At 75.6% G+C, this 21584-nt stretch carries 19 protein-coding genes; 11 read left to right on the forward strand and 8 right to left on the reverse strand.

Annotation, left to right across the window (positions count from 1 at the left end; translation table 11 throughout):
* The first annotated feature begins 341 nt into the window (after nucleotides 1-341).
* From LPA27_RS16060 to LPA27_RS16070, 3 genes are all read left to right on the forward strand, one after another.
* Complete coding sequence (locus LPA27_RS16060) at nucleotides 342-644, forward strand: DUF6457 domain-containing protein (protein ID WP_228943082.1); 303 nt, start codon at nucleotides 342-344, stop codon at nucleotides 642-644.
* Between the two features lie 196 nt (nucleotides 645-840).
* Complete coding sequence (locus tag LPA27_RS16065; RefSeq protein WP_056905069.1) at nucleotides 841-1818, forward strand: NAD(P)H-quinone oxidoreductase; 978 nt, start codon at nucleotides 841-843, stop codon at nucleotides 1816-1818.
* Between the two features lie 128 nt (nucleotides 1819-1946).
* Nucleotides 1947-2576: a bacterial proteasome activator family protein gene (locus tag LPA27_RS16070; protein WP_228943083.1), complete on the forward strand. Its 630-nt coding sequence runs from the start codon at nucleotides 1947-1949 to the stop codon at nucleotides 2574-2576.
* Nucleotides 2577-3462: 886 nt separating this feature from the next.
* On the opposite strand, the gene LPA27_RS16075 is transcribed toward LPA27_RS16070, so the two are convergent.
* The 6 genes from LPA27_RS16075 to serS all read right to left on the reverse strand — a co-directional run bounded on the left by LPA27_RS16075 (nucleotide 3463) and on the right by serS (nucleotide 8660).
* Nucleotides 3463-3915, reverse strand: coding sequence for a YkvA family protein (locus LPA27_RS16075; RefSeq protein ID WP_228943084.1), 453 nt, complete (start codon nucleotides 3913-3915; stop codon nucleotides 3463-3465).
* Nucleotides 3916-4246: 331 nt separating this feature from the next.
* Nucleotides 4247-4951 carry a hypothetical protein gene (locus LPA27_RS16080; RefSeq protein ID WP_228943085.1) on the reverse strand — a complete coding sequence of 235 codons (705 nt, stop codon included), beginning with the start codon at nucleotides 4949-4951 and terminating at the stop codon, nucleotides 4247-4249.
* 17 nt (nucleotides 4952-4968) lie between these two features.
* On the reverse strand, nucleotides 4969-5763 hold the full coding sequence (locus tag LPA27_RS16085) for an HAD-IIB family hydrolase (RefSeq protein WP_056865191.1): 795 nt from the start codon (nucleotides 5761-5763) through the stop codon (nucleotides 4969-4971).
* A complete protein-coding gene (locus LPA27_RS16090; protein WP_228943086.1) occupies nucleotides 5760-6452 on the reverse strand; it encodes a GNAT family N-acetyltransferase in 693 nt (230 codons plus the stop codon). The genes LPA27_RS16085 and LPA27_RS16090 overlap by 4 nt, the downstream gene beginning before the upstream one ends.
* A complete protein-coding gene (locus LPA27_RS16095; RefSeq protein WP_267477224.1) occupies nucleotides 6449-7333 on the reverse strand; it encodes an HAD family hydrolase in 885 nt (294 codons plus the stop codon). The genes LPA27_RS16090 and LPA27_RS16095 overlap by 4 nt, the downstream gene beginning before the upstream one ends.
* Nucleotides 7326-8660, reverse strand: a complete 1335-nt coding sequence (serS, locus tag LPA27_RS16100; RefSeq protein WP_228943087.1) for a serine--tRNA ligase — start codon at nucleotides 8658-8660, stop codon at nucleotides 7326-7328. Before serS ends, LPA27_RS16095 begins: the two co-directional genes overlap by 8 nt.
* Before the next feature lie 78 nt (nucleotides 8661-8738).
* Here serS and LPA27_RS16105 point away from each other — a divergent pair, with 78 nt between their 5' ends.
* The 3 genes from LPA27_RS16105 to LPA27_RS16115 all read left to right on the forward strand — a co-directional run bounded on the left by LPA27_RS16105 (nucleotide 8739) and on the right by LPA27_RS16115 (nucleotide 13968).
* Nucleotides 8739-10313, forward strand: a complete 1575-nt coding sequence (locus tag LPA27_RS16105) for a diacylglycerol kinase family protein (protein WP_228943088.1) — start codon at nucleotides 8739-8741, stop codon at nucleotides 10311-10313.
* 137 nt (nucleotides 10314-10450) lie between these two features.
* Nucleotides 10451-13222 carry a sensor histidine kinase gene (locus LPA27_RS16110; RefSeq protein ID WP_228943089.1) on the forward strand — a complete coding sequence of 924 codons (2772 nt, stop codon included), beginning with the start codon at nucleotides 10451-10453 and terminating at the stop codon, nucleotides 13220-13222.
* A gap of 74 nt (nucleotides 13223-13296) precedes the next feature.
* A complete protein-coding gene (locus tag LPA27_RS16115) occupies nucleotides 13297-13968 on the forward strand; it encodes a response regulator (RefSeq protein WP_056865327.1) in 672 nt (223 codons plus the stop codon).
* Here LPA27_RS16115 and LPA27_RS16120 read toward each other — a convergent pair.
* Both LPA27_RS16120 and LPA27_RS16125 read right to left on the reverse strand, forming a co-directional pair.
* Nucleotides 13950-15584, reverse strand: coding sequence for an MFS transporter (locus tag LPA27_RS16120; RefSeq protein WP_228943090.1), 1635 nt, complete (start codon nucleotides 15582-15584; stop codon nucleotides 13950-13952). The two genes, LPA27_RS16115 and LPA27_RS16120, sit on opposite strands and share 19 nt — an antisense overlap.
* A gap of 328 nt (nucleotides 15585-15912) precedes the next feature.
* Complete coding sequence (locus LPA27_RS16125) at nucleotides 15913-16317, reverse strand: DUF4446 family protein (protein WP_082500459.1); 405 nt, start codon at nucleotides 16315-16317, stop codon at nucleotides 15913-15915.
* A gap of 23 nt (nucleotides 16318-16340) precedes the next feature.
* Here LPA27_RS16125 and LPA27_RS16130 point away from each other — a divergent pair, with 23 nt between their 5' ends.
* The 5 genes from LPA27_RS16130 to LPA27_RS16150 all read left to right on the forward strand — a co-directional run bounded on the left by LPA27_RS16130 (nucleotide 16341) and on the right by LPA27_RS16150 (nucleotide 21450).
* Nucleotides 16341-17180, forward strand: a complete 840-nt coding sequence (locus LPA27_RS16130; protein WP_056865186.1) for a prephenate dehydratase — start codon at nucleotides 16341-16343, stop codon at nucleotides 17178-17180.
* Nucleotides 17177-17935: a nickel pincer cofactor biosynthesis protein LarB gene (gene larB, locus LPA27_RS16135; RefSeq protein WP_228943091.1), complete on the forward strand. Its 759-nt coding sequence runs from the start codon at nucleotides 17177-17179 to the stop codon at nucleotides 17933-17935. Before LPA27_RS16130 ends, larB begins: the two co-directional genes overlap by 4 nt.
* Complete coding sequence (gene larC / locus LPA27_RS16140) at nucleotides 17932-19314, forward strand: nickel pincer cofactor biosynthesis protein LarC (RefSeq protein WP_228943092.1); 1383 nt, start codon at nucleotides 17932-17934, stop codon at nucleotides 19312-19314. The genes larB and larC overlap by 4 nt, the downstream gene beginning before the upstream one ends.
* A 190-nt stretch (nucleotides 19315-19504) precedes the next feature.
* Nucleotides 19505-20743 carry an arginine deiminase gene (locus LPA27_RS16145; RefSeq protein ID WP_056865184.1) on the forward strand — a complete coding sequence of 413 codons (1239 nt, stop codon included), beginning with the start codon at nucleotides 19505-19507 and terminating at the stop codon, nucleotides 20741-20743.
* A gap of 329 nt (nucleotides 20744-21072) precedes the next feature.
* A complete protein-coding gene (locus LPA27_RS16150; protein ID WP_228943093.1) occupies nucleotides 21073-21450 on the forward strand; it encodes a Crp/Fnr family transcriptional regulator in 378 nt (125 codons plus the stop codon).
* Nucleotides 21451-21584: the final 134 nt, after the last annotated feature.

Genomic DNA, 21584 nt, shown 5'->3' on the forward strand with positions numbered 1-21584 from the left:
AGCAGCGGTGCGGACGGCTCCGCTGTGGAACTGGCGCAATCGCGCTGGGGGACCGCGACGCCGGCGGGGCTGCGCAAACGGCGCGATGGCGCGAGAAGGATCGAGCCGCCGAGCCAGGTTTGCGTGGCTGGTGCACCGGTCCGGGCGTCTCGGCTGCGCAAGCGGCGCAATTGCGCGGACAAGACCGGGCAGCTGAGCCAGGTTTGCACCGTTGGCGCACCGGTGCGAACGTCTCAGCTGCGCAAGCAGCGCAATGGCGCGGGAAGGACCGCGCCGCGAGTGGGGGTCAGCGGGAGACCGGGGCCGGCACCGGAGCGGCCGGCACCTGAGAGGCTGGGGCCATGACCTCCCCCGCGGACGACCAGACCCCCGCCCCCGCTCCCGCCGAGCCGACGCTGGCCGACTGGATCGACGAGGCCACGGCGGCGCTCGGGCTCGAGGGTCACGAGGTCGACGAGGCGCTCGTGCTCGACCTGGCCCGCGTGGCCGCGCACGGGGTGCTGCGGCCGGCCGCGCCGGTGACCACCTACCTCGTCGGGCTCGCCGCTGGCCTGCGCGGCGGCGACCCCGCGGTGGTCGAGGAGCTGTCGGCCCGCGCCGAGCGGCTGGCCGAGGAGTGGGCCGCGCGCCACAGCGCAGGCTGAGAGCTGCCGCCTCCGGACTGAGGCCTCTAACCACCGGGCTCCGGTCTCGGGGCTCCGGGCTGCGGGCTCCGGCCTCCGGGCTCCGATCTCGGGCTGCGGGCTCCGGCTGCGGCGTACGACGGCGGCGCGCCGGTCGGCACCGGGCCTGGACCTAGGGGTGGTCCGGGCGTCGTCGCGGCGGCCTAGGGTCGCAGGCATGCGTGCTGTCGTCGCCCAGGGGACCGGTGGTCCCGAGGTCCTGTCCGTCACCGAGCTGCCCGACCCCGAGCCGGGGCCCGGCGAGGTCGTGCTCGACGTCGCGGCCGCGGGGCTCAACCGCGCCGACCTGCTGCAGCGCCAGGGCCACTACCCGCCCCCGCCCGGCGCCTCCGACGTGATCGGCATGGAGTGCTCCGGCACGGTCTCCGCCGTCGGCGAGGGCGTGACGCGCTGGGCCGTGGGCGACGAGGTCTGCGCGCTGCTCGCCGGCGGCGGCTACGCGACGAAGGTCGCCGTGCCCGAGGGCCAGGTCATGCCCGTGCCGGCCGGGCTCGACCTGGTCACGGCCGCGGCCGTGCCCGAGGTGGCGGCCACGGTGTGGTCCAACGTCTTCATGATCGCCGGTCTCGAGGCCGGGCAGACCTTCCTGGTGCACGGCGGCGCCGGCGGCATCGGCACCTTCGCGATCCAGCTGGCCCACGCCCGCGGCGCCCGCGTCATGACCACCGGTGGCACCGCCGAGAAGCTCGCCTTCTGCCGCGACCTCGGCGCCGACGTGACCATCGACTACCACGACCAGGACTTCGTCGAGGTGGTCAAGGAGGCCACCGACGGCGCCGGGGTCGACGTCATCCTCGACAACATGGGCGCGAAGTACCTCATGCGCAACGTCGACGCGCTGGCCCTCGAGGGCGTGCTCGTGGTCATCGGCATGCAGGGCGGCGCCAAGGCCGAGCTCGACCTCGGCACCCTGCTGCGCAAGCGCGGCAGCGTGGTCGCCACCTCCCTGCGGGCGCGCTCGGTGGAGAACAAGTCGGCCATCTGCCACTCCCTCGTCGAGCACGTGTGGCCGCTGCTGGCCGACGGGTCGGTCACGCCGGTCGTGCACGGCACCATGCCGCTCGACGAGGTCGTCGCCGCCCACGAGCTGATGACCTCGGGGTCGCACACCGGAAAGATCCTGCTCACGACGTGACCGGCCCCGCCCGCAGCGGCTGCGACCCCCGGTCACTGCCGCTGCTGCCGGGCGCCCCCGACCGACCTCCCGACCGACCTCACGACCGGTCTCCCGACCGATCTCTCGACGTACCTAAGGTGGAACCCATGACCGAGCAGCAGGGCGAGAGCCCCGAGCAGGAGCAGCAGATCGTCATCGTCGGGCCCGACGGCCAGCCGATGGGCAGCGTGCCCGCCTCGGCCTTGGCCGTGGCCGCGCAGGCCGCGAGCGGCGACGAGGACGGCGACGGCGAGCGCGCCGTGACCGACCTGGTCGAGCAGCCGGCGAAGGTGATGCGGATCGGCAGCATGATCCGTCAGCTGCTCGAGGAGGTGAAGGCCGCGCCGCTCGACGAGGCCAGCCGCAACCGGCTCAAGGACATCCACCAGGCCTCCATCGCCGAGCTCGAGCAGGGCCTCGCCCCCGAGCTGGTCGAGGAGCTGCAGCGCCTCAGCCTGCCCTTCACCGAGGACTCCACCCCGTCGGAGGGCGAGCTGCGCATCGCCCAGGCCCAGCTGGTCGGCTGGCTCGAGGGTCTCTTCCACGGGATCCAGACCGCGATCTACGCCCAGCAGATGCAGGCGCGGGCGCAGTTCGAGCAGATGCGGCGCGGCCTGCCCGCGGGCCAGGGCCACCCGGGCGCCGGTCAGCCGGGTCAGCCCGGCCAGCCGGGGCAGCCGGGTCCGGGGCAGCCGGGCGCCGAGTCGCCCGGTGGCTCGGGGGGCATGTACCTCTGAGCGCCTGACCCGCCCTCAGCAGTGCGGGGGGCTCAGCGCGGCGCGGGGGGCGCGGCGCCGTCCGCGGGGGCGGCGGCCGCAAGGGTCGCGAGACCGGTGAGCGCCACGGGAAGGCGCACGGCGCGGCCTGCGTTCGCCCGCCCGCCGGCGACGTGAGCGGGGACGGGCGGGAGGTGGACCTGCGGCACGGCGGGTCCTCGGATCGTCGCAGGGCGGGACGTGGCGGCGCGACCGCGGCCCCCGAGGTGGGCCGGGGTCGGCCTGTGCCCGCCGCTGTAGACGGTCCGAGGGCGGCGGCGGTCGGAGCTGTCCTCCGGCGCCGGGGAGTACGGGGTAGTCGGACGGTCGTCCGACGCTGGAGACCCCTCCGGGCAGTCCGTCCGGGTTGATCGAACGTTCGTTCAACCCGGGAGACGTTGCCGGCGCTGGGGACGGTCTGAGGAGGGCCGCGGTCGGAGGGTTCTTCCGGTGCCGGGCCGTGCGGAGTGGTCGGACGGTCGTCCGACGCTGGAGACCCCTCCGGGCAGACTGTCCGGGTTGATCGAACGTTCGTTCAACCCAGGAGACGTGGCCGGCGTCGTGGAGCGCCGCGCAGCCGCTGCCACCCCCAGGGGGTGCCGGTCGAGCGGCGCCTCAGGGGAGCCGGGCGGGGTGCGGGCCCAGGCCCCGGGTCCGGAGCCGGGTCCAGAGCCGGAGCCGGGTCCAGAGCCGGAGCCGGGTCCAGAGCCGGAGCCGGGTCCAGAGCCGGAGCTGGGTCCAGAGCCGGAGCCGGGTCCAGAGCCGGAGCCGGGCCCAGATCCGGGGCCGAGGCCGGGGTCAGAGCCGGAGCCGGGGCGGGTCCAGAGCCGGAGCCGGGCCCAAATCCGGGGCCGAGGCCGGGGTCGGGTCAGAGCCCGGAGCCGGGCCGGCGTCCGGTCGCGGGAGGCATCGGCAGGCCGGCCAGGCGGCGTACGACGGTGAGCCCGTCGGCAGTGCCGGGCCAGTGGCGGTCGAGGGCGTCGGGCCCGGCGCGACGCACCACGGAGCGCAGCGCGAGGGCGACGACCACGACGTCGTCGGCCCAGCCGACGACGGGGATGAGGTCGGGCACCAGGTCGAGCGGCATCAGCAGGTAGGCCAGCAGCAGCACGAGCCGCAGCCGCACGCCACGGGGGAGGTCGGGGTCGGCGGCCAGCGCGCGCAGCAGCCGCACGACGTCGGGCAGCAGCCGCAGCGCCTCGCGCAGGCTGCCCGTGCGCTGGTCGCGGCGGGCCAGCAGCCACAGCGCCAGGACCAGCCCGGCCCACAGCAGCAGGAGACCACCGCCGACGGCGACCAGGGTCGACCAGGGCCGGCTCACCGCGCGGCCTCGCGGTCGCACGCAGGCGCGGGTCCGACGGCGGTGGCGAGCCCGGCCGCGGGTGCGAGCACGGGTCCAGCCGCTGGCCGGCATCGCAGCACCGCGGGTGGGCGGACCACTGACGGTGGGCGGAGCACCGACGGTGGGCGGGTCAGCGTCGGTGGGCGAAGCACCGACGGTGGGCAGGTCAGCGTCGGGAAGCGGGTCACCGACGGTGGGCGGGTCAGCGTCGGTGGGCGGACCACCGCGGGTGGGCGGGTCAGCGTCGCGCGGCGGGTCAGCGTCGCGGGGCGGGTCACCGACGGTGGGCGGAGCACCGACGGTGGGCGGGTCAGCGCCGGTTGAGGCGGCGGACGACGACGAGGCCGAGCAGCCCGACGATGACCAGGGCCGCGCCGGGGGCGGCGGCGCGGGTGAGCGTGGTCGGCTCGGCCGGGTCGAGGGCCTCGAAGGAGGCCTGCTCGGGCTCCGGCGAGACCGGCGGGCGGGGCTCGGCGATGACGATGGCGTCGACCTGCTCGACGTAGGAGGCCGTGGCCGGGGCGGTGCCGCTGTCGCCCGCGGCGAACCAGGAGTCGCCGTCGGCGGCGACGACGAAGACGTACTCCTCGCCGTCCTCCAGCGCGCCCAGGTCGCAGCCCTGCTCGGTGCCGCGCAGGCTGCGCACCTGCACCTCGGGGGTGGTGACGCTGCTGCGGCCCTTGTAGACCAGGTCGACCTGCACCTCGTGCAGGATCTCCGCGCCGTCGCCGCCCTCAGCCTGCGAGCTCGTCGAGGAGGTCACGACACCGGTGAAGACGGCGTCGGCGGTGCGGATCTGCTCGGCGAGGTCGGCGTCGGCGCAGGTGTTGGGCGTGCGGGAGGGCGACGGCGAGGCCGACGCGGAGCCGGCACCGCCGGAGGCTCCCTGACCCACCAGCACCGCGAGGACGACCAGCGCCACCACGAGCAGACCCGTGGCCCACCGCAGCAGGGGCGTGGCGGCCGGGGCCGGCGGCGTCGCCGACGCGGCGGGTGTCTGTCCGAGGGCGGGCACGCGCCCATGAGACCAGATCACAGCCCGAACACACCAGCCAGCACGGTGGCCACACCGTCCTCGTCGTGACCCGGCGCGACGTGGTCGGCGGCGGCCGTGACGGTGGGGTGCGCGTCGGCCATGGCGTAGGCCGTGCCCGCCCAGCCGAGCATCGGCAGGTCGTTGGGCATGTCGCCGAAGGCCACGACGTCGACGGCCTCGACCCCCAGGTCGGCGCAGAGCATCGCCAGCGTCGAGGCCTTGGTCACCTCGGCCGCACTCACCTCGAGCAGGGCGCTCGACGACGACCAGGTGATGGTGAGCCGGCCGCCGGTGGCGGCCTCGGCACGGTCCCAGAAGTCCTGGGCGTCGAGCTCCTCGTGGCGCGCCAGCAGCTTGAGCGCCGGGCGGTCCATGAGCTCCTCGAGAGGGGCGCGCCGACTGGCATCGGGGATCGGGTGGCGCTCCATGAACCCCGGCTCGAGGGCGATGCCGTCGAGGTCCTCCACCGCGAACGCCGTGCCCGGCACGGCCGCGCGCAGGTCGCGGCAGAAGGCCAGGGCGTCCTCGGCGGAGATGGCGCGCTCGAGGCGGGCCCGGTCGGCGGCGACGTCCCACAGCAGGGCGCCGTTGGAGACCACGGCCAGACCGTGGTCGCCGACGTGGTCGAAGACGTCGCGCGCCCACCGCAGCGGGCGGCCGGTCACGAAGACGACGGGCACGCCGAGGCGCTCGACGCCCAGCAGAACCTCGCGGGTGTAGTCGGACACGCTGCCGTCGGAGCGGACCAGGGTGCCGTCGAGGTCGGTGGCGACCAGACGGGGCAGGCTCACGGTGTCTCCTCCGCCGGCGTCGCGCCGGCCGTCGGGCCGGTCGCGGGGTCGGTCGTCGGGCCGGTCGCGGGGTCGGTCGCCGCCTGCTCCTGCTTCAGCCGCTCCTGCTCGAGCCGCTCGAGCCGGTCCTGCTCGCGCTCCGCGGCGCGCCGCGCGCCGGTGCCCGCGAGCGGCGAGGCCGTGCCCGGCAGGGGCCTCGCCATCATCAGCCGGCCCTCCTCGTCGGAGCCCCGCAGCTCGGTGAAGCCGCACTTCGCGAGGACGCGCACGCTCGCCCGGTTGTCGGGGCGTACGCCGGCCCGCAGCCGCACCCCCACGTGGTCGGTGTGGGCGAGCAGCCCCTGCAGCGCCTCGGTGGCGAAGCCCCAGCCCCACGCCTCCTGCACCAGGCCGTAGCCGACCTCGGTCTCGGGGGTGGCGTCGGCCGCGGGCTCGGGCGGACCGAAGAAGCCGATCGAGCCGAGCACGGTGCGACCGCGCACGATGCTGCGCGGCCCCCAGGCGTCGTCGTCGACCCACAGGGTCGCGGCGTCGGCGTCGTCGGGGCGCGGGAAGTCGGGGTGGAACTCGGGACGTCGGCGGCGCGCCCGCACGTCGGCCGCGACCTCGGGGGACCACAGCACGAGCGCCAGCCGCTCGGTGGAGACCACGCGCGGCGGCCCGGCCACGAGGGCCGCCTGCCCGCTCACGCGGGGAACCAGCGGCGGATCTCGACGGCGGCACCGTCGTCGTCGACGCTGGCGGTGGTGGCGTCGGCGACCGCGTGCACCTCCGGCACGGCCTGGCCCATGGCCACCCCGCGCCGGGCCCAGGCGAGCATCTCGAGGTCGTTGCGCCCGTCGCCGATGGCCAGCGCGTCGTCGGCGGTCACGCCGAGCTCGGCGGCCACGTGGTCGAGGCCGGAGGCCTTGGAGACCCCGGCGGCGGCGAGGTCGAGCCAGGCCGTCCACCCCACGACGTAGTCGGTGCCCTGGAGGCCCAGACGGGCCGCGAGGGCCACGAAGTCGTCGGCGGTGGCGGCGGGGTCGCGGATGATGACGCGGCTGACGGGCTCGGCCACGATGTCCTCGACGTCGGCCAGGATCATCTCCCCGGTGAGCTCGCCCTCGGGGAAGGGCTTGTTGAGCCGGTAGCCCACGCCGCGCTCCTCGACCGCCACGATGGCGTCAGGGTGCTCGGCGAGCACGGCGGCGACCGCGGCGCGGGCGTCGAAGGTCTCCTCCAGCACGACGTCGAGCGGCGGGTAGCGGAAGACGACCGCGCCGTTGGAGGCCACGACCCAGACCGGCTCGTCCTCGCTGCCCAGGCCCAGCTGGTCGGCCACGTCGGTCATGCTGTGGGGGCTGCGCCCGCTGGAGAGCACGATGTGGGCGCCCCCGTCGCGGGCGGCCCGGACGGCCTCGCGCACCGCCTCCGACATCTCCTCGTGGGCCGCCCCTCCGCCGTCGACCCAGCGCAGCAGCGTGCCGTCGATGTCGAGGGCCACCAGCCGCGGGCGCCAGCCCGGGCCGGGGGCGGGACGCCGGTCGGCGCCGTCGGAGCCGCCGGGCTCGGTGACCAGCTCAGCCACGCGCGGGCTCCAGCGGCTCGAGGACCTCGCGGCCCATCCACTTCTGCAGCGCCTTCGGCACCCGCACCGACCCGTCGGCCTGCTGGTGGGTCTCGAGGATCGCCACGATGGTGCGCGTCATCGCGCACAGCGTGCCGTTGAGGGTCGCGACCGGGCCGACCTCGGTGCCGCTGCCGCCGCCGTTGCCGCCCGACCCCTCGCCGGCCGCAGCGCCGGCGGCGTACCGGGCGCGCGTGTCGAGGCGGCGGGTCTGGAACTCGGTGCAGTTGGAGGTCGAGGTGAGCTCGCGGTACTTGCCCTGGGTGGGGATCCACGCCTCGCAGTCGAACTTGCGGATCGCCGAGAGGCCGAGGTCGCCGGCGGCGACGTCGATGACCTGGTAGGCCAGCTCGAGCTTGTCGAGGAACATCTTCTCCCACTCCAGCAGCCGCTGGTGCTCGGCGACGGCCTCCTCGGGCGTGGTGTAGACGAACATCTCGACCTTGTCGAACCAGTGCACCCGGATGATGCCCTTGGTGTCCTTGCCGTGCGAGCCGGCCTCCTTGCGGAAGCAGGGGCTGAAGGCGGCGTAGCGCAGCGGCAGCGAGGCGCCGTCGAGGATCTCGTCGGAGTGGTAGGCCGCCATGGGCACCTCCGAGGTGCCCACGAGGTACATGTCCTGGCCCTCGATGCGGTAGACGTCGTCGGCGGCCTGGCCGAGGAAGCCGGTGCCGTCCATGGCGCGGGGCTTGACCATCGAGGGCGCGATGACCTGGGTGAAGCCGACCTCGCGGGCCTGCTCCATGGCCAGGTTGACCAGGGCCAGCTCGAGCTCGGCGCCGACGCCGGTGAGGAAGTAGAACCGCGAGCCCGACACCTTGGCGCCGCGGTCGAGGTCGATCGCACCGAGCAGGCGGCCCAGCTCCACGTGGTCGCGCGGCTCGAAGCCCTCGGCGGCGAAGTCGCGGGGCGTGCCGACGGTCTCGAGCACGACGAAGTCGTCCTCACCCCCGGCCGGGGTCTGCTCGTCGGCGAGGTTGGGGATGCTGAGCAGCGCGGCGCGCCAGGCCTCCTCGGCCTCGCCCTGCGCGGCCTCGGCCGCCTTGACCTCGGCGGCCAGGGTCTTGGTCTGCGCCAGCAGCGCCTGCTTCTCCTCGCCCTGGGCCTGCGGGATCTGCTTGCCCAGCTGCTTCTGCTGGGCGCGCCTGGCCTCGAACTCCCCGATCGCGGCCCGGCGCGCGGCGTCGGCGGCCAGGGCGGTGTCGACCACCGCGTCGGACAGGCCGCGCTTGGCCTGGGCGGCGCGCACGCGGTCGGGGTCGTCTCGCAGGATCCGGGGGTCGATCATGGTGAGAGGCTATCGGGGCGGGCGGCGCCGCCTCACGCGAGTTCCACAGGCCCCCCGGGGCGTCGGCATACTGTCCGGGTGCTCGACCGCCCCCGCCTCGTCCTCCTGAGCTGGGCCGGCGCGTGCTTCGTGGCCTTCGCCCTGCTCACGCTCGCCGTCACCCAGGCCTGGGGCCCGCTCAGCGGCCTCGACGAGCGCGGGGACCCGATCGAGGCCTGGGCCGTGGACCTCGGCTGGCTGCGCACGCCGCTGCACCTGGTGGAGGCGGCCTTCGGCACGGTCGGCATGACCGTGCTCACGGCGGTCGTGGCGGTGCTCATGTTCACCCGCGGGCACCGCCGCGCCGCGCTCTACGCCGTGCTCGTCATGGCGATCACCTCCGCGGCCACCACCGGGCTCAAGCTCACCGTGGGCCGGGAGCGCCCGCCGTGGCAGAACCCCGACGCCGTGCTCTCCTCCAACGCCTTCCCGTCGGGCCACGCCTCCTCCATCGCCGCCTGGGGCGCGGTGGTCGTCGTGCTCGTCGTCATGCTCGTACGCCGCGCCGGGGTGCGGCGGCTGGCCTTCGGCGCCGTCGCCGTCCTCGTGGTCGTCGTCTGCGCCGACCGGGTCCTGCTGGGGCGCCACTACACCACCGACGTCACCGCGGGCGTGCTCCTCGGCGTCGGCGTCGCGCTGCTCGTGCTGGCCCTCTACTCCCCGCTGCCGCGCAGCCACGCGGTCAAGTCCGACCCGCTGCCCGACCCCTACCCCTCGGCCCGGCGCCTGCACGTCGTCCTGAACCCCATCAAGGTGGAGAGCGTCGAGGCCTTCCAGGCCACCGTCTCCGCGATGGCCGCCGAGGCCGGCTGGTCGGAGCCGCGCTGGCACCTCACCACCGTCGAGGACCCCGGCACCGGCATGGCCGAGGCCGCCGCGGTCGCCGGCGCCGACCTGGTCATCGTGTGCGGCGGCGACGGCACCGTGCGCGAGGTCTGCGCCGAGCTCGCCGGCACCGGCATCCCGATCGGGATCATCCCGGCCGGCACCGGCAACCTGCTGGCCCGCAACCTCGCCGTGCCGCTCTACATCCGCGCCGCCATCGACGTCGCCCTCACCGGCCAGGACCGCGCGATCGACATGGTCGCCGTCAGCGGCGACGGCATCGAGGACAGCCACTTCATGGTGATGGCCGGCATGGGCTTCGACGCCGCGATCATGGAGGGCGTCAACGAGGACATCAAGAAGCGCGTGGGCTGGCTGGCCTACGTGCTCTCAGGGCTGAAGTCGATCATGTTCCCCGCGGTGAAGGTGGAGATCTCCGTCGACGGCGGCGAGCCCACCATCCACCGCGCCCGCACCGTGGTCGTCGGCAACGTCGGCTTCCTCCAGGCCGGCATGCCGCTGCTGCCCGACGCCGCCATCGACGACGGCACCCTCGACGTCGTCATCCTCCACCCGCGCAACTTCCTCTCCTGGATCCCACTGGCCTGGCGGGTGCTGCTCAAGCGCAAGCACACCGACGAGCTGGTCAACCGGATGACCGGTCACTCCGTCGTGGTCCGCGCCGCCACCGAGACCCCCCGCCAGCTCGACGGCGACTCGATCGGCCCCGGCTGCGAGCTGCGCATGGAGTGCGTGCACGGCCGCGTGCTGGTGCGCGTGCCGCGCTGACACGACGTACGTCGCCGCCGTGCGGCAGCGGCGCAGACCCGGGCCGTGGCTCCGGTCCGGTGCGGGCGGTCGGGTCTTGACGCTTCCTTGACGTCGTGGCGCTGGGGTCGCGCGCGGGCCGGTGGGAGGATCGGGGCATGGAGGGTGCGCGCCGGGGCCGGCTGACGGTCTACCTCGGCGCGGCGCCCGGGGTCGGCAAGACCTACGCGATGCTCGACGAGGCCCGCCGGCGCGCGGAGCGGGGCACCGACGTGGTTGTCGGCTACGTCGAGACCCACGGCCGGCGCCACACCGAGGCCGCGGTGGCCGGGCTGGAGGTGCTGCCGCGCCGGGTGGTCGAGCACCGCGGCGCCCGCCTGACCGAGATGGACGTCGACGCCGTGCTGGCCCGGCGGCCCGCGGTGGTGCTGGTCGACGAGCTGGCCCACACCAACGCCCCGGGCTCGCGCCACGACAAGCGCGCCGGCGACGTCGAGGAGCTGCGCGCGGCCGGCATCGACGTCGTCACCACCGTCAACATCCAGCACCTGGAGTCGCTCAACGACGAGGTCGAGCGGATCACCGGGGTGCGCCAGCGCGAGACGGTGCCCGACGAGGTCGTGCGCACCGCCGACCAGATCCAGCTGGTCGACATGAGCCCCGACGCGCTGCGCCGGCGCCTGGCCCACGGCAACGTCTACCGCCCCGAGAACGTCGACGCCTCGCTCGCCTCCTACTTCCGCGTCGGCAACCTCACCGCGCTGCGCGAGCTGGCGCTGCTGTGGCTGGCCGACCGGGTCGACGACGCGCTGGGCGACTACCGCCGCGCCCACCGCATCGCGCACACGTGGCCGACCAAGGAGCGGATCGTCGTGGCCGTGACCGGCGGTCCCGAGAGCGAGACCCTGCTGCGCCGCGGGGCCCGGCTGGCCCAGCGGGCGGCCGGCTCGGAGCTGATGGCCGTGCACGTGCTGGCCACGGACGGGCTGCGCCCGCAGGGCGGCGAGCCGATCGCGCGGGTCCAGCAGCTGGTGGCCGACCTCGGCGGCAGCTTCCACCCCGTGGTCGGCGAGGACGTGCCGGCCGCGGTGGTCGACTTCGCCTCGGGCGCCAACGCCACCATGGTCGTGGTCGGCGTGAGCCGCCACGGCCGGCTGCGGAGGCTGCTCGTGGGCTCCAGCGGCGACCGGATCGCCTCGCTGGCCGGCGCCATCGACGTGCACCTGGTCACCCACGACCAGGTCGGCCGGCGGCTGCAGGGCCGCCCGCTGCTCTCCCCGCTGTCGCGCTCGCGCCAGGTCGCCGGCTGGCTCAGCGCACTGCTGCTCCCCGTGCTGCTCACCGCCGTGCTGACCCGCGTCGAGGGCCCGGGGCAGCTGCCGCTCGCCGAGATGCTGCTGCTCGCGGCGGCCGTGCTGGTCGCCCTCGTCGGCGGGCTGCTGCCGGCGCTGCTGGCGGCGCTGCTCGGCTTCGTGCTGCTCAACTGGTACTTCACCGAGCCCGTCGGCCGGCTCACCATCGCCCAGCCCACCGACGTCGTGGCCCTGCTGGTCTACGTCGCCGTCGCCGCCGGGGTCGCCTCGGTCGTCGACCGGGCCTCGCGCCGCGCCGCCGACGCCCTGCGCGCCCGCACCGAGGCGGCCACGCTGGCCTCGCTGTCGCGCTCGGTGCTCACCGGCCAGGACACCGCCGAAGCCGTCACCGAGCGGGTGCGCGAGGTCTTCGGGCAGACCTCGGTGGCCCTCCTGGCCCGCGGTGCCGCCGCCTCCGTCGACGCCGGCGGGGCCGACGGGCGGGCCGACGCCTCCTCGGGCCGTACGCCGGGCACCGCGGGGTCGACCGGCGCCGCGCCCGCGCCGACCGGGTGGCGGGTCGTGGCCGCCTCCGGCGACGGCCCGGCCGCGACGCCGGAGGCCGCCGACACCCGCGTGCGCGTCGACGACTTGCACGAGCTGTGCCTGCGCGGCGAGACGCTGCGCGCCAGCGACCAGCGGGTGCTGGAGGCCTTCGCGGTGCAGGCCTCCCTCGTGCTGGAGCACCGCCGGCTGCGGGCGCGCGAGGAGCGCGCGGTCGCCCTCGAGGGCGCCGAGGCCACCTCGACCGCCCTGCTGCAGGCGGTCTCCCACGACCTGCGCACCCCGCTGGCCACCATGCGCGCCTCGGTCGACGGGCTGATCGGCAGCGGACCGGGAGGAGGCGACCTCGACCCGGCCGACCGGGCCGCGCTGGTGAGCAGCGTGGGCGCCTCGACCGAGCAGCTGGAGGGCCTCATCGACAACCTGCTCGACCTCTCGCGGCTGCGCACCGGGCTGGTGCACCCGGTGCTCGCCGACCGGAGCCTGGAGGAGGTGCTGCCCCTGGCGGTGTCGGGCCACGCCCCGGGGGCGGTGAGCCTCGAGGTCGCCGAGGACACCCCGCTGGTGCGCACCGACGCGGGCCTGCTCGAGCGCGTCGTCGCCAACCTGGTCGCCAACGCCGTGCGGGTCTCCGACGGCGTGGCCGTGCGCGTGCTCGCCCACGTGCAGCCCACGAGCGTCGAGGTGCTGGTGGTCGACCGCGGCCCCGGGGTGCCGCCGGCGGAGCGGGCGCGGATGTTCGAGCCCTTCCAGCGCCTCGGCGACCGCTCCCCCGGCGGGCTCGGGCTCGGCCTGGCCGTCGCCCGCGGGCTGGCCGAGGCGGTGGGGGCGACCCTCGAGGCCGACGACACCCCCGGCGGCGGGCTGACCATGGTGCTGTCGGTGCCGCGGTCGGGCGCCGGCCGGGACCCCCTGGCCGACGGACCCGCCGACGCAACTGCCGCCGGACCCGCCACCCGACCCGCGGCCGGGCGTGCGGCGGAGCCCGCAGCCGGACCCGCGACCCGGCCCACCACCGGAGCGGCCCACCGACCGGTGGCCGACGAGGACCGGTCCGAGGGGGTGGCCCGGTGAGCGGGCCGGAGCGCACCGACCGGTCGCCCGCGCACGGGTCGGGCGAGGACGCCCCCGCCCGGGCGCGCCCGCGGGTGCTGGTGGTGGAGGACGAGGCGCCGCTGGCCCACGCCCTCGCGGTCAACCTGCGCGCCGCCGGTTGGGAGGTCACCACCGCCCCCGACGGCCGCACGGCGCTCGAGGCCGCCGCCGGGGGGCGCCCCGACGTGGTGCTGCTCGACCTCGGCCTGCCCGACCTCGACGGCACCGAGGTGATCACCGGTCTGCGCGGCTGGACCAGCGTGCCGATCGTGGTGCTCTCCGCGCGCCAGCACGGCGAGGACAAGGTCGAGGCGCTCGACCTCGGCGCCGACGACTACGTCACCAAGCCCTTCGCGATGAACGAGCTCATGGCCCGGCTGCGGGCCGCGGTGCGCCGCGCCGCCGAGACCGCCGCCCCCGCCGAGCCCGTGGTGGTCGTGGGCGAGCTGCGCATCGACCTGGCCCGCAAGCGCGTCGCGAGGCGCGGGCACGACGTACGGCTCACGCCCACGGAGTGGGCCTTCCTCGAGCTGCTCACGCGCCACCTGGGGCGGCTGGTGACCCGCGAGCAGGTGCTGCGGGAGGTGTGGGGGCCGGCCTACCACTCCGAGACCCACTACCTGCGGGTCTACGCCGCGCAGCTGCGGCGCAAGCTCGAGGACGACCCCGCCCACCCGCGGCACCTCATCACCTCCGCGGGGCTGGGCTACACGCTGGAGCCCTGAGGCGGCTGCTGCGCCGACGCCTCGGCGGGCGGGGCGCCGTGGACCACGAAGTCCTTCTGGCGGATCAGCAGCAGGCACAGCATCCCGGAGACGAAGGCGATGCCGGCGCCGATGGCGGTGATGTGGTTGAGGGCGTCGACGACCGCGGAGGTGCCGACGCCGTTGACGAGGTCGTAGGCCTGCTGGCCGGCCGAGGCACCCCCGGCCCCGGAGGCCGCGGCGGCCTGGGCGCCCTGCGCCGCAGCCTGGACCTGACCGCCGGAGAGCGCGGCGACCAGGCCGGGCAGGGCCTGGTCGGGCACCTGGCCGGTGAGGTCGGAGGTGACGGCGTCGGCGACCTGGTTGCCGAAGATCGAGCCGAGCGCGGCGATGCCGGTGGCGATGCCGACCTGGCGGAAGGTCGAGTTGACCCCCGAGGCCATGCCCGAGCGCTCCGGGGTGACCACGCCGACCGCGGTCGAGGCCAGCGGCGGGTTGATCAGGCCGATGCCGAGACCGGAGACGAGCAGGCCCGGGATGAGGTGGGTCCACGACGAGTCGTCCTCGATGCCGAGCACCAGCAGCAGCCCCACGCCCAGCACGAGGAAGCCGGGGCCGATGAGCCACTTGGTCGGCACCTTCTCGGTCAGCCGGCCCGCCACCGCGGCGGCCACGAAGGAGGCGCCGGAGAGGAAGAGGAAGCGCACGCCGGTGCCGACGGCGGAGTAGTCGAGGACGTTCTGGACGTAGATGACCAGGTAGGTCAGCAGCGAGAAGATCGAGGCGGAGACGCCGAAGGCGGCCACCAGGCCGCCGACGAAGGTCGGCTTGCGCAGCAGGCCCAGGTCGAGCATCGGGGAGCGCTGGCGCACCTGGCTGACCAGGAAGACCGCCATCAGCACCGCCGCGGCCACCAGGAAGCCGACCACCCGCTGGTCGCCCCAGCCGTCCTGGCCGGCCTCGATGAGGCCGTAGACCAGCGAGCCCAGCGCGAGGCTGAAGGTCACGAAGCCGAACCAGTCCGGCCGGCCCGCGTGGGGGTTGCGCGACTCCTTGACCCGCAGCAGCGTGATCGCGATCGCGACCACGCAGATGGGGATGTTGACGAAGAAGATCCAGCGCCATGACAGCCCGCTGGTGAGCACGCCGCCGAGCACGGGGCCGATCGCGACGGCGACGCCGGTGGTGGCCCCGAAGGCGCCGAAGGCCACGCCGCGGTCGCGCCCGACGTACGCCGTGGCCAGCAGCGCCAGCGCGGTCGCGAACATCGCCGCGCCGCCGATGCCCTGGAAGGCGCGGGCCAGCGTGAGCAGGAGGATGTCCTGGGCGGCGCCGCACGCCACCGAGCCGATCGTGAACAGCACCAGGCCGAAGGTGAACACCAGGCGGCGCCCGAAGAGGTCGGCCAGCGAGCCCGCGGTGAGCAGCAGCGCGGCGAGGCTGAGGGCGTAAGCGTCGATGACCCACTGCAGGTCCGAGAGCGAGGCGTCGAGCTCACGCTGGATGTCGGGCAGCGCGACGTTCACGATCGTGATGTCGAGCAGCAGCATGAACACCCCGGTGCAGACCGCGGCGAGGGTCCACCACTTCGAGCGGGTCGCGGCGCTGTGGTCGGTGGCCACGGCTTGGTGGGACATGGGGTGCTCCTGCGGCTGGGTGCTCACGTGGCTGACGATGACCCGGTGAACGGTACGCCGACGGTTGCGGTGGTCAACCGATCGTGGCCGGAGGGGTGAGCGGGCCGGCCAGGGAGACGACGCGACCCCGGCTCCTGGGCCCGCACCCGCGGCCCGGCCGGCGCCGAGCCAGGCCGGCGCGGTGCTCGCCCGCCGGCCGAGCGGCCACCTGTCGGCCCGGACCCGCACGTGTCGGCCCGTGCGTGGGCCGACCAGTGCGGGTTTCGCCAGCCGGCTGGTGAAACCCGCCGAGCCGGAAACCCGCCGAGCCTGTGACCCGCCGAGCCGCTCAGCCCTTGCCCGGGCGGGCCGCGGTGACGGCCTCCTGCTCCTCGGGGGAGAGCTGCTGCTCGCAGCGCCAGGCGACGATCGTCTTGGCGTAGGTGCGGGCCTCGGAGCGGCCGTGGATGGAGGTCAGCACGACGCCGTGGCCGGAGTCGTCGAGCAGGGCCAGCGACCAGGAGAGGTGGCCGCCCATGTCGCCGAAGGCGTCGTAGCGCACGACCGAGAGGTGGCGCAGGGCGTCGCGGGCCTCGGCGCGCAGGGCGGCGACCTCGCGGCGCAGGCCCTCGACGTCGGCGGGCAGCGCCTCGGCGTCGCCGGCCGGGGGCGCCGCCGTACGACGCAGCGCCACGACGGCGAGGGCGACGGCGGCGAGGGCGACCACCAGGGAGAGCACGACGACAGCGATCACGCCGCTCAACCTAAACTGCCCGCGTGCCGAACCAGCGACGCATCGCCTACCAGGGCGAGCCGGGAGCCAACTCCCACATCGTGTGCCAGGAGCACTACCCCTCCTGGGAGGCGCTGGCCTGCGCGTCGTTCGAGGACGTCTTCGCCGCCGTGGAGTCCGGGGAGGCCGACCTGGCCATGATCCCGATCGACAACTCCCTGGCCGGGCGCGTCGCCGACATCCACCACTTCCTGCCCGACTCGGGGCTGCACATCATCGGCGAGCACTTTCTGCGCATCCGCTTCCACCTCCTGGGCGTGCCGGGCGCGACCCTGGAGTCGATCGACACCGTGCACAGCCACGTGCACGCGCTGGGCCAGTGCCGCAAGGTGATCCGGGAGCACGGCCTCACGCCGGTCATCTCCGGCGACACCGCGGGAGCGGCGCGCGAGGTCGCGGAGGCCGGCGACCCGACCCAGGCCTCGATCTCCCCGCCGCTGGCCGCGCAGATCTACGGCCTGCAGGTGCTAGCCGAGGACGTCGAGGACGAGGACCACAACACCACCCGCTTCGTCGTGCTCTCCCGCGACCTCGTCGAGGCCGCGCCCGGCTCGGGCCCGGTGGTCACGAGCTTCATCTTCAACGTGCGCAACCTGCCCTCCGCGCTCTACAAGGCGCTCGGCGGCTTCGCCACCAACGGCGTCAACATGACCAAGCTGGAGAGCTACATGGTCGGCGGGCAGTTCACCGCCACCCAGTTCCTCGCCGAGGTCGACGGCCACCCCGACGACCCCGGCCTCAAGCGGGCCCTGGAGGAGCTGGCCTTCTTCACCACCGACGTCAAGATCCTCGGCGTCTACCCCGCCGACCCCTTCCGCGCATGACCTCGCCCTCGGAGCAGCACCCGGACGGCGTGGACGGGGCCGACTCCACCGACGCTCCCGACGCTCCCGACGCTCCCGACGGGCGTACGGCGGACCTCGGCTTCGCCCGCCTCGACCTCGACCGGGCCGCGCGCACCGGCGACCCGGAGGTCGTCTTCGGGCAGGGCAAGACCCCCGCGCAGGTCGTCGCCATCCTGCGCCGACTGCACGCCCAGCACCCCGACCGCGCGGTACTCGCCACGCGGCTGGCCCCCGAGGCGCTGGCCGCGGTCGCCGAGGAGCTGCCCCAGGCCGCGCTGCACCCGGTGGCCCGCGCGGCCACCCTCGGCCCGCTCCCGACACCCGCCGGGCGGGTGCTCGTGGTGGCCGCCGGCACCTCCGACGCCCCCGTGGCGGCCGAGGCCGAGCTCACCGTGCGGGTGCACGGCGCCGGGGTCGAGCGCATCGACGACGTCGGCGTCGCGGGCCTGCACCGGCTGCTCGCCGTGCGCGAGCGGCTCGAGGCGGCCGACTGCCTGGTCGTGGTGGCCGGCATGGAGGGCGCCCTGCCCTCGGTGGTCGGCGGGCTGGTCGGGGTGCCGCTGGTGGCCTGCCCCACCTCGGTCGGCTACGGCGCCTCGCTCGGCGGGGTCACCGCCCTGCTGGCGATGCTCAGCTCCTGCGCGCCCGGCGTGAGCGTGGTCAACGTCGACAACGGCTACGGCGCCGGCGTCTTCGCCGCCCGCGTGGCCCGGCGGGCAGCGCCGCGCCCGTGAGCGACCCCGACGCCCCCAGCGGCGACCACCCGGTGCGGCCCGCCGGTCGCCCGGACGGCGCGGGCGAGGCGGACGGCGCGGGCGAGGCCGGCGGCGCGGACCACGAGGGCGCCGCACGCGCGTCGGCCTGGGTCGACGCCTCCTCCGGCGCGAGCGGCGACATGCTCCTCGGCGCCCTGCTGGGCGCGGGGGTGCCGCTGGCGGTGCTCCAGGCGGCCGTCGACGCGGTCTCCCCCGAGCCGGTGCGCCTCGAGGTCGAGCAGGTGCGGCGCGGCGGGTTCGCGGCCGTGCGCTGCCACGTCGTCGTCGCCGACTCCACCACCCACCGCACGTGGCGCGATGTGCGCACCCTCCTCGGCGCCGCCGACCTCGCGCCGGCCGTACGCGACCTCGCGCTGGCGGTCTTCGCCCGCCTCGCGGCGGCCGAGGGCGCCGTGCACGGCCACCCCGCCGACGAGGTGCACTTCCACGAGGTCGGCGCCCTCGACGCCATCGCCGACGTGGTGGGCGTCTGCGCCGGCGTGGTCCACCTCGGCCTGCACCCCGGAGCCGCCGCAGCAGCACAGCCCGCAGCGCAGCCCGGCGGGCTCACGGTGAGCCCGGTCGCGGTGGGGTCGGGCACGGTGCGCAGCGCCCACGGCGTGCTGGCGGTGCCGCCGCCCGCGGTCGTGGAGCTGCTGCGCGGCGCCCCGTCGTACGCCGGACCGGCCGGCGCCCCCGCCCAGGAGCTGTGCACCCCCACCGGGGCGGCCCTGCTCACCACGCTGGCCGCCGGCTGGGGACCCCAGCCGCCGCTGCGCGTCTGCGCGGTCGGCGTCGGCGCCGGCGGGCGCGACCCGGCCGGCCACGCCAACGTGCTCCGCCTGCTCCTCGGCGACCCCGTCGACGTCGCCCCCCGAGCGGGCGGCCCGGGAGGCGCGCCCGGCGCGGGCGACACCACCACCGAGGTCGTGCTGGAGACCAACGTCGACGACCTCGACCCCCGCGTGTGGCCGGGCGTGCTCGACGCGCTGCTCGCGGCCGGGGCGGCCGACGCGTGGCTGACCCCGGTGCTGATGAAGAAGGGCCGCCCCGCCCACACCCTGTCGGTGCTGGTCGTGCCGGCCCGCGTCGCCGCCGTGCGCGACGTGGCGCTGCGCGAGACCTCCGCGATCGGGCTGCGCGAGCACCCCGTCACCAAGCACGCGCTCCCCCGCACCCTCGCCGGCGTCGACCTCGACGGCCACCGCGTCGCGGTCAAGCTCTCCACCCTCGACGGCCGCGTCGTCACCGCCCAGCCCGAGTGGGACGATGTCGCCCGCGCCGCCACCGCCCTCGGCCTGCCCGCCCGCACCGTGCTCGCCCGCGCCGCCGCCCTGGCCCGCGACCTGCTCGACTGAGCCCCGCCCGATCCGCGCCCGCTCCGCGTCCTACTGACCGTTGCGACCACCACCTGACAGTCACGACGCCCGGCCAGTGGTCGCAACGGTCAGTAGGACGTGACCGCGTGCGACGTCACCGACGGCCCCCTCCGCGCACCACGCGGCGGGCCAGCGGCGCGCGACCGGCGTACCTCTCTAGGCTGGGCCCATGACCTCGACGCACGAGAACCCGACGCACTACGCCGACAGCGAGGTCGGGCGGCTGCGCACGGTGATGCTGCACCGCCCCGGCGACGAGCTGAAGCGCCTCACGCCGCGCAACAACGACCGCCTCCTCTTCGACGGTCTGCCCTGGGTGGCACGCGCGCAGGAGGAGCACGACGCCTTCGCGGAGGCGCTGCGGGCGCGCGACGTGGAGGTGCTCTACCTCACCGAGCTGCTCGCCGAGACCCTCGAGAGCGAGTCGGCGCGCAACCACGCCATCACCACCGGCCTGTCGGGGCTGCACCTGGGCGACACCCTGCGCACCTACCTCTCCCGCGCGCTGCGCGACGCGACGCCGAGCGAGCTGGCCGGCTACCTCACCGCCGGCATCCGCAACGACGAGGTGCGCGGCGGCCACGGCCTGGTGACCTCGCTGCTGGCCAGCGACGACTTCCTGGTCGACCCGCTGCCCAACCTGCTCTTCACCCGCGACTCCAGCGTGTGGGTGCGCAACCGGGTCGCGATCACCTCGCTGGCGATGCCCGCGCGGCGCCGCGAGACCCAGCTGACCGAGCTGATCTACACCGAGCACCCGCGCTTCGCCGGCTCGCTGCGCATCCACGGCTGGCACGCCGAGCACGTGGAGGGCGGTGACGTGCTGCTGCTGGCCCCCGGCGTCATCGCCATCGGCGTCGGGGAGCGCACCACCCCCGCCGGCGTGGAGTCGCTGGCGCGCCAGGTCTTCCACGCCGACCTGGCCCACACCGTGCTGGCCGTGCCGATCGCGCAGGAGCGCGCGACGATGCACCTCGACACGATCTGCACGCTGGTCGACGTCGACAAGATCGTGATGTACCCCAACGTCGCGCACACCCTGCAGGCCTACACCGTCACCGCCGCCGACCCCGCCGCCGGCGAGGACGAGCTGGTGCTGCGGGTCGGCGAGCCGCGGCCCTTCCTGGAGGCCGCCGCCGACGCCATGGGCATCGACCAGCTGCACCAGATCGACACCGGCCTCGACCCGGTCACCGCCGAGCGCGAGCAGTGGGACGACGGCAACAACACCCTCGCCCTCGCCCCCCGGGTCGCCGTCGCCTACGAGCGCAACGACGAGACCAACGCCCGCCTCGAGGACGCCGGGATCGAGGTCGTCCGCATCGCCGGCTCCGAGCTCGGCTCCGGGCGCGGCGGCCCGCGCTGCATGAGCTGCCCCGTCACCCGCGACCCGCTGCCGACCGCCTGACCCGCACCGCACCGCACCGCACCGCACCGGCCAGCCGACCGACCAGCTGGCCAGCCGGCCGCGCCACCCGACCAGACCACCCGGGCGGCGCGGCCGCATCGGCGTACGCCTGCTGTAACGCGCAGTTACACTTCCTCCCGACCCGTCGTGACGGGGCGGCAGTCGCGCGCACCGGGCGTCACCAGGGCGCGCAGCGGCGGCCGCGGCCACGGCGGTCGACCCGCTCGCCGTAGGGCCCCCCGGACCGCTTGCCACGCGGCAGCGACTCCGGGAGGATCCCGCGCGGGGAGCACCACGCGACACGCACGCACCAGGAAGAGGCACCAGCCATGGCCGACTCGTTCTTCAGCGCCTTCAGCCCGGCGGAGATCGCCAAGATCAGCTCCGCCGGCACCCGGGTGACCCTGCCCGAGGGCTGGTCGCCGATCTGGGAGCGCACCCCCGCCGACAAGGCCTACGTCATCCTCTCCGGCACCGTCTCGGTGCGCCACAAGGGCACCGAGATCGCCCAGCTCGGCGAGGGCGACATCATGGGCGAGGCCGCCCTGATGAACCACTCGCTGCGCACCGCCAGCGTCGTCGCGCTCACCCCCCTCGAGCTGATCCACTTCACCGACGAAGCGATCGCCAGGCTGCGCGTGGAGATGCCGAAGTTCTCCGACGCGCTCGAGGCCGTGGCGCGCGAGCGCTTCGGCGACAAGTCCTGACCCCGCGTACGCCATGAGCCGACGCGACGCCGACCGCGCCGGTGACCGGCGCGGGTCGGGGGGCGAGGTCGTCGTGGGTCAGCCGCCCGGGGCGGTCGGTGCGGTAGACGTGGGCGAGGCCACCGGAGACGGCG

Source organism: Nocardioides sp. Leaf374 (assembly GCF_916862475.1).
In the GTDB taxonomy this organism is placed as follows: Bacteria; Actinomycetota; Actinomycetes; order Propionibacteriales; family Nocardioidaceae; genus Nocardioides; species Nocardioides kribbensis.

Coding starts and splice junctions, on each gene's coding strand:
- LPA27_RS16060 (WP_228943082.1), top strand. CDS start 342: ATGACCTCCCCCGCGGACGACCAGACCCCCGCCCCCGCTCCCGCCGAG.
- LPA27_RS16065 (WP_056905069.1), top strand. CDS start 841: ATGCGTGCTGTCGTCGCCCAGGGGACCGGTGGTCCCGAGGTCCTGTCC.
- LPA27_RS16070 (WP_228943083.1), top strand. CDS start 1,947: ATGACCGAGCAGCAGGGCGAGAGCCCCGAGCAGGAGCAGCAGATCGTC.
- serS (WP_228943087.1), bottom strand. CDS start 8,660: ATGATCGACCCCCGGATCCTGCGAGACGACCCCGACCGCGTGCGCGCC.
- LPA27_RS16110 (WP_228943089.1), top strand. CDS start 10,451: ATGGAGGGTGCGCGCCGGGGCCGGCTGACGGTCTACCTCGGCGCGGCG.
- LPA27_RS16120 (WP_228943090.1), bottom strand. CDS start 15,584: ATGTCCCACCAAGCCGTGGCCACCGACCACAGCGCCGCGACCCGCTCG.
- larB (WP_228943091.1), top strand. CDS start 17,177: ATGACCTCGCCCTCGGAGCAGCACCCGGACGGCGTGGACGGGGCCGAC.
- LPA27_RS16145 (WP_056865184.1), top strand. CDS start 19,505: ATGACCTCGACGCACGAGAACCCGACGCACTACGCCGACAGCGAGGTC.
- LPA27_RS16150 (WP_228943093.1), top strand. CDS start 21,073: ATGGCCGACTCGTTCTTCAGCGCCTTCAGCCCGGCGGAGATCGCCAAG.